Annotated in this window: 10 protein-coding genes and 1 pseudogene; 6 read left to right on the top strand and 5 right to left on the bottom strand. The window is 69.2% G+C overall.

All coding sequences use genetic code 11. The annotated features are described in order from the left end of the window. On the top strand, positions 1-1469 hold a 1469-nt coding region (locus tag AC3XYG_RS06120; protein ID WP_489138924.1), incomplete at its 5' end, for a xanthine dehydrogenase family protein molybdopterin-binding subunit. A gap of 40 nt (positions 1470-1509) precedes the next feature. Here the strand turns inward: AC3XYG_RS06120 and AC3XYG_RS06115 are convergent. Both AC3XYG_RS06115 and AC3XYG_RS06110 read right to left on the bottom strand, forming a co-directional pair. Next, entirely contained in the window at positions 1510-3144 is a 1635-nt protein-coding gene (locus AC3XYG_RS06115) for an ABC-F family ATP-binding cassette domain-containing protein (protein ID WP_489138923.1), read from the bottom strand. Between the two features lie 131 nt (positions 3145-3275). Next, positions 3276-3392 (bottom strand): annotated as a pseudogene (locus AC3XYG_RS06110) (hypothetical protein); the annotation flags it as partial. Between the two features lie 128 nt (positions 3393-3520). On the opposite strand from AC3XYG_RS06110, the gene ndk reads away from it, so the two are divergent. After that, a complete protein-coding gene (gene ndk / locus AC3XYG_RS06105; protein WP_489138922.1) occupies positions 3521-3940 on the top strand; it encodes a nucleoside-diphosphate kinase in 420 nt (139 codons plus the stop codon). 153 nt (positions 3941-4093) lie between these two features. Here ndk and AC3XYG_RS06100 read toward each other — a convergent pair whose 3' ends face one another. The 3 genes from AC3XYG_RS06100 to purM all read right to left on the bottom strand — a co-directional run bounded on the left by AC3XYG_RS06100 (position 4094) and on the right by purM (position 6081). After that, positions 4094-4237: an aa3-type cytochrome c oxidase subunit IV gene (locus AC3XYG_RS06100; RefSeq protein ID WP_489138921.1), complete on the bottom strand. Its 144-nt coding sequence runs from the start codon at positions 4235-4237 to the stop codon at positions 4094-4096. Positions 4238-4363: 126 nt separating this feature from the next. Next, on the bottom strand, positions 4364-5011 hold the full coding sequence (gene purN, locus AC3XYG_RS06095; RefSeq protein ID WP_489138920.1) for a phosphoribosylglycinamide formyltransferase: 648 nt from the start codon (positions 5009-5011) through the stop codon (positions 4364-4366). Continuing rightward, on the bottom strand, positions 4999-6081 hold the full coding sequence (purM, locus tag AC3XYG_RS06090; RefSeq protein WP_489138919.1) for a phosphoribosylformylglycinamidine cyclo-ligase: 1083 nt from the start codon (positions 6079-6081) through the stop codon (positions 4999-5001). The genes purN and purM overlap by 13 nt, the downstream gene beginning before the upstream one ends. An 86-nt stretch (positions 6082-6167) precedes the next feature. Between purM and AC3XYG_RS06085 the strand changes: the two genes are divergently transcribed. Genes AC3XYG_RS06085 through AC3XYG_RS06070 form a run of 4 tightly spaced genes read left to right on the top strand, consistent with a single transcriptional unit; the run spans position 6168 to position 9332 of the window. Further along, positions 6168-6917 carry a hypothetical protein gene (locus AC3XYG_RS06085; protein WP_489138918.1) on the top strand — a complete coding sequence of 250 codons (750 nt, stop codon included), beginning with the start codon at positions 6168-6170 and terminating at the stop codon, positions 6915-6917. An 8-nt stretch (positions 6918-6925) separates the two neighbouring features. Next, positions 6926-7525, top strand: coding sequence for a CDP-alcohol phosphatidyltransferase family protein (locus AC3XYG_RS06080; protein ID WP_489138917.1), 600 nt, complete (start codon positions 6926-6928; stop codon positions 7523-7525). Further along, entirely contained in the window at positions 7522-8622 is a 1101-nt protein-coding gene (locus tag AC3XYG_RS06075; protein WP_489138916.1) for an AI-2E family transporter, read from the top strand. Before AC3XYG_RS06080 ends, AC3XYG_RS06075 begins: the two co-directional genes overlap by 4 nt. Next, positions 8619-9332, top strand: coding sequence for an HdaA/DnaA family protein (locus AC3XYG_RS06070; RefSeq protein ID WP_489138915.1), 714 nt, complete (start codon positions 8619-8621; stop codon positions 9330-9332). Before AC3XYG_RS06075 ends, AC3XYG_RS06070 begins: the two co-directional genes overlap by 4 nt. The last annotated feature ends 249 nt before the right edge of the window (positions 9333-9581 follow it).

Below are 9581 nucleotides of genomic sequence, written 5' to 3'. Positions count from 1 at the left end.
CGGTGCGCTGGACGGCGGAGCGGATCGAGGAGTTCCTGGCCGCGACCCATGGCCGGGACGTGGAGAGCCGGGCCGAGCTGGCGCTGGACGCGGATGGCAAGGTGCTGGGCTACCGGGTCCGGTCGCTGTGCAATGTCGGGGCCTATGCCAGCACCGCCGGCATCATCATCCAGTTGATGATCGGGCCCTGGGTGTCGACCAGCATCTACGACATCCGCACCATCGATCTCGAATTCACCGCCATCCTGACCCACACCGCCCCGACCGCCGCCTATCGCGGTGCCGGGCGGCCGGAGGCGATCTTCCTGATCGAGCGGCTGTTCGACGCCGCCGCACGCAAGCTGGGCCTCGACCCGGTCGAGATCCGCCGCCGCAACCTGATACATCCGGACCAGATGCCCTACACCAATGCGATGGGGCAGACCTATGACAGCGGCAAGTTCGGCTCAATCGTCGACCAGGCGGTGAAGCTGGCCGACTGGGACGGCTTCGCCGCCCGCGAGGCGGAGTCGCGGGCCCGCGGCCTGCTGCGCGGCCGCGGCCTGGCCTCGTTCCTGGAATGGACCGGCGGCAACGTGTTCGAGGAGCGGGTGACGGTCCAGGTCTCCGGCACCGGCGAGATCGAGGTCTATGCCTCGACCATGCCGATGGGGCAGGGGATCGCGACCTCCTACGCCCAGCTCGTGGTCGACGTCTTCGGCGTGCCGCTCGACAAGATCCGCATCATCCAGGGCGACACCGATCGCGGCTCGGGCTTCGGCAGCGCCGGTTCCCGCTCGCTGTTCACCGCGGGGTCGGCGATCCACCATGCCTCCGAGACGGCGGTGAAGACCGGGCGGGAGTTGGCCGGCGAGGCGTTGGAAGCCGCCGCCGCCGACATCGAATATGCCGAAGGTGTGTTCCGGATCGCCGGCACCGACCGCAGCATCGGCCTGTTCGAACTGGCCGACCGCCAGCCCGACCGCCGCATCTTCATCGACGCGACCAGCAAGGTGAACGGCCCGAGCTGGCCGAATGGCTGCCACATCTGCGAGGTCGAGATCGACCCGGATACCGGCGTCGTCGACATCCTGTCCTACGCCTCGGCCAATGATGTCGGCCGCGTCGTCAACCCGATGATCGTGCGCGGCCAGCTCGACGGCGGCGCCGTTCAGGGCATCGGCCAGGCCCTGGGCGAGCACATGGTCTACGACCGGGACACGGGCCAGGCGATGACCGCCAGCCTGATGGACTACATGATGCCGCGGGCGGACATCATCCGCAGCTTCGTGCATGAGCTCGACCAGTCGACGCCGTGCCTGAACAACCCGCTGGGCGTGAAGGGCGTCGGCGAGCTCGGCACCATCGGCGCCACCCCGGCGGTGGTCAACGCCGTGGCCGACGCCCTGGCCCGCGCCGGCCGGGCCGACCGCGCCGACCGGATCCAGATGCCGCTGACCCCGGCGGCAGTTTGGCAGGCGCTGCAGTAGGGCAGGGAGAGCACTCCCTTCACACGGGAGTGCCTTCGCGTTACCCCGCCAGCTGCTGCGCCGCTTCCAGCTTGCCGTTGATTTCCAGCCAGGCTTCCTCGGCTGCGTCCAGCTTGGACTGCAGGTCGTGCATGGCGATCTGCTGTTCGGTCGCCGCCCCGGGGTTGGCGTAGAGGGTGGTGTCGGCCAGCTTGGCCTCGACCTTCTTCTTGTCGCGCTCCAGCGTCTGGATCCGGCTTTCGATCTGGCGGATCTCCTGGCGCAGCGGCGTCAGCTGCGCCCGGGCCTCGGCGGCCAGTCGGCGCTGTTCCTTGCGCTCGGCCTGGCTCAGCTTCTCGCCCTTGTTGCCGGACCGTTCCTGCCGGCGCTGTTCGACCAGCAGGCGGCGGTAGTCGTCGAGATCGCCGTCGAACGGGTGCACCCCGCCATCCCGTACCAGCAGCAGCCGGTCGGCGGTCAGCTCGATCAGATGCGGGTCGTGGGTGATCAGCACCACGGCGCCCTCATACTCGTTCAGCGCCTGGACCAGCGCCTGGCGGCTGTCGACGTCGAGATGGTTGGTCGGTTCGTCGAGCAGCAGCAGCTGCGGCGCCTCGCGCGCCATCAGGGCCAGCAGCAGCCGCGCCTTCTCGCCGCCCGACATGTCGCCGATCCGGGTCTCGGACCGGCGCTGGACGAAGCCGAAGCGGCCGAGATGGGCGCGGATCTTCTCATCGGTCACGCCGGGCATCGCCCGCCGCGCCTGGGCGATGGCGTTGACCGTCAGGTCCAGCTCCTCCGCCTGGTGCTGGGCGAAATAGCCGACCTTGAGCTTGGAGGATTTGCGTAGCTCACCCGCCATCGGCTCCAGCCGCCCGGCGAACAGCTTGACCAGGGTCGACTTGCCGTTGCCGTTGGCGCCCAGCAGGGCGATGCGGTCGTCCATGTCGACCCGCAGGTCCAGGCCCTTCAGCACCGGCCGCTGGTCGTAGCCGACCGTCACCTTGTCCAGCACCAGGATCGGCGGCGCCAACTCCTGCGGCTTGGGGAAGTCGAAGCTGATCGACTGGTCTTCGACCAGGGCGACGATCGGCTCCATCTTCTCCAGCGCCTTCATCCGGCTCTGCGCCTGACGGGCCTTGGTGGCCTTGGCCTTGAACCGGTCGACGAAGCTCTGCATGTGCTCGCGCTGGGCGATCTGGCGCTTCTGCAGCGACGCCATGTGGTCCAGCCGCATCCGCCGGGTCTGCTCGAACTGGTCATAGCCGCCGGTGTAGGCGGTCAGCTTCGAATTCTCGAGATGGATGGTCATGTCGACCACCCGGTTCAGCAGGTCGCGGTCGTGGCTGACCATCAGGATGGTGTGCGGATAGCTCTTCAGCCAGGTCTCGAGCCACAGCGTCGCTTCGAGGTCGAGATGGTTGGTGGGTTCGTCCAGCAGCAGCAGGTCGGGCTGCAGGAACAGCGTCGCCGCCAGTGCCACGCGCATGCGCATGCCGCCGGAGAGGTCGCCGACCGGGCGGCCCTGGGCCTCGGTGTCGAATCCCAGGCCGGCCAGGATGATGGCGGCGCGGGCCGGGGCGCTGTGCGCGTCGATGTCGACCAGGCGGGCATGGATCTCGACGATCCGGTCCGGGTCCTCGGCGGTCTCGGCCTCGTCCAGCAGTGCTGCGCGCTCGGTGTCGGCGGCCAGCACGGTGTCGAGCGGCTGGCCGGCCCGGCCGGCACCTCCTGCGCCACGCTGGCCATGCGCCAGCGCGCGGGATAGCCGATCTGCCCGCCGTCGAGCCCGATCTCCTTCCGGATCGCGCGCAGCAGGGTGGATTTGCCGGTCCCGTTATGGCCGACGAGGCCGGCCTTGTGCCCTGCCGGCACCGACACCGAAGCGGTGTCGAGCAGCGAGCGGCCGGCAATGCGGATGGTGACGTCCTGGATCTGAAGCATGGCGCCGGGGTCATAGCACGGTCGGACCGGATTCGGGCCCCGCGATTCATGCAGTCCGGTTGCCGGATCGGGGCGGCCCGTCTATAAGGCCGCGCAATTCCCATTCCAAACGCCCGTACGAGGACCAAATGGCTGAGCGCACCCTGTCGATCATCAAGCCGGACGCCACCCGCCGCAACCTGACCGGCAAGATCAACGCCAAGTTCGAGGATGCCGGCCTGCGCATCGTCGCGCAGAAGCGCCTGCAGCTGACCCGCGCCCAGGCCGAGGCGTTCTACGGCGTGCACGCGGCCCGGCCGTTCTTCAACGACCTCTGCGCCTTCATGATCTCGGGCCCGGTCGTGGTCCAGGTGCTGGAAGGCGACAACGCCGTCGCCAAGAACCGCGACGTGATGGGCGCCACCAACCCGGCCAACGCCGCCGAGGGCACCATCCGCAAGGAATTCGCGGAATCGATCGAAGCCAACTCCGTCCACGGCTCCGATTCGGCCGAGAACGCCGCGATCGAGATCGCCTACTTCTTCGCCGGCACCGAAATCGTCGTCTGATATCGGACCGAGTCCGTCACCCCGGCGTGAGACGGCACAGCCGTCTCACGCCGGTCGACCGGGGTGACGGCTGTGTCCGGCCTCGCCGGACGCGCAAACAAAAAGGGCCGGCCCACAATGGGGCCGGCCCTTTTTTATTCCGTGGTCCGCCGGTCAGAGCAGGAACAGCGCCATGCCGATCAACAGGATGGCGATGGCGACGATGGCCCAGGTGCTGAACTTCACGAAGCTGGCATACATCTGCCGCCGCGCTGCCAGCAATTCGTCCGGCGCCTGAGTCGTGCCTGGGTGGGACATTGCAACCATCCTCGTCCGCATCTTTCGTGTGTCGGGACCTGGGCACCATTTACGAACGGAGCCCGGATTTGTCCAGTTAAATTGGGCACAATTGTCGCAGCGGCCCGGCGTGAATTGTGACAATTGTCACAAGGGGTTGCGCAAAGCACCGGTTCCGGCCGCTGTATCTGCGATGCGGGCCCGGTTCGCTTCGATCGTCACCCGGCCTTCGGCGACCCAGCGCAGCGCCATCGGATAGCAGCGATGCTCCTCGACCAGGATGCGGGCGGCCAGGGCGGCGGCGTCGTCGCCGTCCAGCACCGGCACCGCGGCCTGGACCAGGATCGGGCCGTCATCGACCACCGGGCGCACGACATGCACGGTGCAGCCGGCCAGCCTGACCCCGGCGGCCAGCGCCCGCTCATGGGTGTGCAGCCCCGGGAAGGCCGGCAGCAGCGACGGATGGACGTTGAGGATGCGGTCGTGCCAGCTTCCGACGAAATCGGCGCTCAGCACCCACATGAAGCCGGCCAGGCAGATCAGCTCGACCTCGGCCGCCTGCAGGGCGGCATCCACCGCCGCCTCGAACTCGGCCTTCGTGCGATGGGCCTTGCGGTCGACCGCAGCGGTGGCGATGCCGCGCTGCGCCGCGAGGGCGAGGCCGCCGGCATCGGGGCTGTCGGCCAGGACCAGGGCGATCTCGGCGGGGAAATCGGCGGCGGCGCAGGCCTCGGCCAGGGCCAGCATGTTGCTGCCCCGGCCGGAAATCAGAACCCCGACCTTCAGCCGGCCCATGCCGAATCCGCTCCAGCGATCGCGACCGAGCGGCCGGCATCGGCGACGACGCGGCCGATCCGGTACACCGTCTCGCCATGCTCGGCCAGGATCGCCGTCAGCGCCTCGGCCCGGTCCGGCGCCGCGATCACCACCATGCCGATGCCGCAGTTGAAGGTGCGCGCCAGTTCGGCCGTGCTCAGGCCGCCCTGGCTGCCCAGCCAGCGGAACACCGGGGGCAGGGGCCAGGCGGCGGCGTCGAGGGCGACGCCCAGCCCGTCCGGCAGCACCCGCGGAATGTTCTCGGTCAGGCCGCCGCCGGTGATGTGCGCCATGGCATGCACGCCGCCGGAGCGGATGGCGGCCAGGGTGCTCTTCACATAGATCCGGGTCGGGGTCAGGAAGGCTTCGCCGACCGTCTTGTCGTTGGCGAAGGGCGCCGGCGCATCCCAGCTCAGCCCGGCATCGGCGACGACGCGGCGGACCAGCGAATAGCCGTTGGAATGGACGCCGGTCGAGGCGATGCCCAGCACCACGTCGCCGTCGCGCACATCCTTGCCGGTCAGCGCCTCGTCGCGCTCGACCGCGCCGACGGAGAAGCCGGCGAGATCGTAGTCGCCGGCGGCATACATGCCTGGCATCTCGGCCGTCTCGCCACCGACCAGGGCGCAGCCGGCTTGGCGGCAGCCTTCGGCGATGCCGCGCAGCACGCCGACGCCGACCGAGCGGTCGAGCTTGCCGGACGCGAAATAGTCGAGGAAGAACAGCGGCTCGGCGCCCTGCACCACCAGGTCGTTGACGCACATGGCGACGAGGTCGATGCCGACGCTGTCGTGCCGGCCGGTCTCGATCGCCACCTTCAGCTTGGTGCCGACGCCGTCGGTGGCGGCGACCAGGATCGGGTCGCGGAAGCCAGCGGCCTTGGGGTCGAACAGCGCGCCGAAGCCGCCCAGCCCTTCCATCATGCCGCGGCGGCGGGTGCTTTCGGCCAGCGGCTTGATATCGCCCACGAAGGCCTCGCCCTCGGCGATGTTCACGCCGGCACGGCTGTAGGCGTCGGTGCTTTCCTTGGGGTCAGTCGGCGGGCACATGATGACCTCGCAAAGAGGGGTGCTATATAAAGGCGGATTATCCGTGCGGATGGGCGCGGACCATAGCGGAACCGGAAGGCTTTGCAATGATGCTTCGCATCGGATCGAGTGTGGTGCTGGCGACCGTGCTGCTGTGCGCGGGGCCGGTGGCGATCCACGCCCAGACCGCGGCGCAAGGCGGGGCGCCGATCGCAGGCAACGCCTCCGGCTACTCGGTCGACGGCATCGCGGTCGAGGCCACGGCGGCGAATGCGACCGACGCGCGGGCCAAGGCCTTCGCCCAGGGGCCGCGCAAGGGGCTGCAGCAGCTGCTGCAGCAGATCGGCGCCGATCCGGCCCGCGCCACCGGCATGTCCGATGCCGATGTCGAGCGGCTGGTCGAACGCTTCCAGGTTCAGTCCGAACAGACCTCGCCCGGCCACTATGCCGCCAAGCTGGCCTACACCTTCCGCAGTTCCGGGGTGCAGCAGCTGCTGGCCGGCGGCGGCGGAAGCGTGGCGACCTTGCCACCCGGCGCGCCGGGCACGCTGACCCCGCCGGGCACGCTGGTGCAGCCGACCCAGCCGGGTGCAGCGCCGAACTTCGTCGCCCACGGTGCCGTCACCGTCACCGTGCCGATCGCGCAGGCCGCCGACTGGTACGACATCCAGGGCCGGCTGACCCGCCTCGGCGGCGTCGTCACCTCGTCCATGGTCAGCCTGACCGCCCGCCAGGCGGTGCTTGAGCTGCGCTTCCCCGGCGACCAGGTCCAGCTGAACCAGATCCTGGCCCAGCAGGGGCTGGTGGTGCAGCAGGGCCCGCAGGCGCTCGAACTGCATCGCGCCGGCGGGCTCTAGGCCGACACGTGACAGAGTCCGCGACACCACCCCCTGGGAGCTGGCGCCGCCGCGCGCGTTACCTGCCGAACCTGCTCAGCCTGGCCCGGCTGATCGTGGCCCCGATCACGATCTGGCTGATTCTCGACGGCCGGCTGGTCTCGGCCTTCTGGATGTTCTCCGCCGCCGCCCTGACCGACGCGATCGACGGCATCCTGGCGCGCTGGCTGCAGGCGCGCACCGCGCTGGGCAGCTATCTCGACCCGATCGCCGACAAGATGCTGCTGGTCGGCACCTATGTCGCCCTGGTCTGGATCGGCAAGCTGCCGGCCTGGCTGGTGGTGCTGGTGGTGGCGCGTGACATCGGCCTGATCCTGGGCGTCCTGGCACTGCATTGCGTCGGCCGCGCCGCCCAGTCGATCAACCCGTCGCTGATCAGCAAGCTGAACACGGTGCTGCAGATCGCGCTGGTGGTGCTGGTCATGGCGATGGCCGGCATCGATGTCGACGCCCGCAATGTGATCGGCACGCTGGTCTGGGTCGTTGCCGCCACCACTATCCTGTCGGGAATCGGCTATCTTCGTGAGACGATACGGCAATTCTTCTCCACAACCGGGGCACACGCGTGAACGCATCGACGCAGATCCGGTTCTGGCTGATCGGCTTCGTCGTGTTCTGCCTGCTGGTGTGGTTGCTCAGCGGCGTGCTGGCGCCCTTCGTCACCGGCATGATCATCGCCTATCTGCTGGACCCGGTGTGCCAGCGGCTGCAGCGGCTGGGCCTGCCGCGCTGGCTGGCGACCACGGTGCTGCTGCTGCTGTTCCTGTTCATGGCGATCCTGGCCGCGCTGATCGTGCTGCCGATCCTGCTGAACCAGGTGACGGGGCTGCTGACTGCCGCCCCCGACTACGTGGCCAAGGCGGCGGCGCGGCTGCAGCCGCTGATCGCCGAACTGCGCCACCGCGTCTCGCAGTCCAACTTCAACGAGATCCAGAAGGCGGTCAGCCAGTATGCCGGCAGCGCCGTGTCCTGGATCGGCGCGGTGATCGGCAGCCTGTGGCAGGGCGGCGTGGCGCTGATCGACCTGCTGTCGCTGGTGTTCATCACCCCGGTGGTCGCGTTCTACATGCTGCGCGACTGGGACCACATGCTCGGCGTGATCGACCAGAACCTGCCGGTGGCGCAGCGCAACACAATCCGCGCCCTGGGCGTCGAGGTGAACTTCACCCTGTCGCGCTTCATCCGCGGCCAGCTGATCGTCTGCCTGCTGCTCGGCCTGTTCTATGCGGTCGCGCTGACCATCGTCGATTTGAACTTCGGCCTGCTGGTCGGGCTGATGACCGGGATCCTGTCGATCATCCCCTATGTCGGCTCGCTGGTCGGTCTGGTCAGCTCGGTCGGCATCGCCATGGTACAGTTCGACGACTGGACGATGTGGGTGGTGGTGCTCGGCATCTTCCTGCTCGGCCAGTTCCTGGAGGGCAATTTCGTCACGCCGAAGCTGGTCGGCGAATCCGTCGGCCTGCATCCGGTCTGGGTGATCTTCGCGCTGCTCGCCGCCGGCAGCCTGTTCGGCTTCACCGGCGTCATGCTGGCGGTGCCGGTGGCGGCGGTGATCGGCGTGCTGTGCCGATTCACGCTGAAGCGCTATCGCGCCAGCGCGCTGTACCGGCGGCCGCCCGATCCGCCCGGCCCCGCCGAGTCCAATATCCCCACGGTGTCATGAGCAAGGCTGTCATGGGCAAGGTGGGCGGAGAGGTGTCGCAGTTCGTTTTCGACCTGTCGCTGCCGCCCGCTTTGGGGCCCGAGGATTTCATCGTCGCCGACAGCAACCGCGAGGCGGCGGGCTGGATCGCGCGCTGGCCCGGCTGGCCGGCCGGGGTGCTGGCGCTGCACGGCGCGCCGGGGGCGGGGAAAAGCCATCTGCTCGGCATCTGGGCCCAGCGCAGCGGCGCCCGGCGCCTGTCCGGCGATGCCCTGGCGGCGGCGGACCCGGCGGAGCTGGCCGCCGCCGGCGCGGTGGCGCTGGACGATGCCGACCGCGTCGCCGGCCATGCCGGGGCCGAACGGGTGCTGTTCCACCTGCACAACCTGCTGAAGGAGGCCGGCGGTTTCCTGCTGTTGGCGGCGCGCCAGCCGCCGGCACGCTGGCCGGTCGTGCTGCCGGACCTGGCATCGCGGCTGAAGGCGGCGCCGGCCGTGGGCCTGGGCGAACCGGACGACGTGCTGCTGGCGCAGGTGCTGGCCAAGCTGTTCGCCGACCGCCAGCTGGCGGTGGGGCCGGAGATCGTGCAGGCGATGCTGGCCCGGATGGAGCGCAGCTTCGCCGAGGCCCGGCGGCTGGTCGCCGAAATCGACGCCGCCAGCCTGGCCCAGGGCCGCTCGATCACCCTGCCGCTGGTGCGCTCGATCCTGGCGGAGCCGGCGGAAGGCTGAACACCGATCGGGGGCGGGCGATGAAGACGCTTTTGCCCGCCATCGTCATCGCGAGCCCCGCAGGGGCGTGGCGATCCAGAATTGTAGCCGTTTGCCCGGTTTGCGCCGGCCGGACTGGATCGCGTCGCTGCGCTCGCGATGACGGCGAGGTGTGTGGATTTGACTTTTTGTTCCCTTTATGTTCTCATCAAGGGATGACACACGCAGCCGCCATCCCCGAGCCACCAACCGCCTTCCCGGCGGTGGAGG

The sequence above is a fragment of the Inquilinus sp. genome (assembly GCF_057815775.1).
The sequence above is the reverse complement of the archived record's forward strand: the minus strand, read 5'-3'. Positions and strand labels throughout refer to the sequence as shown.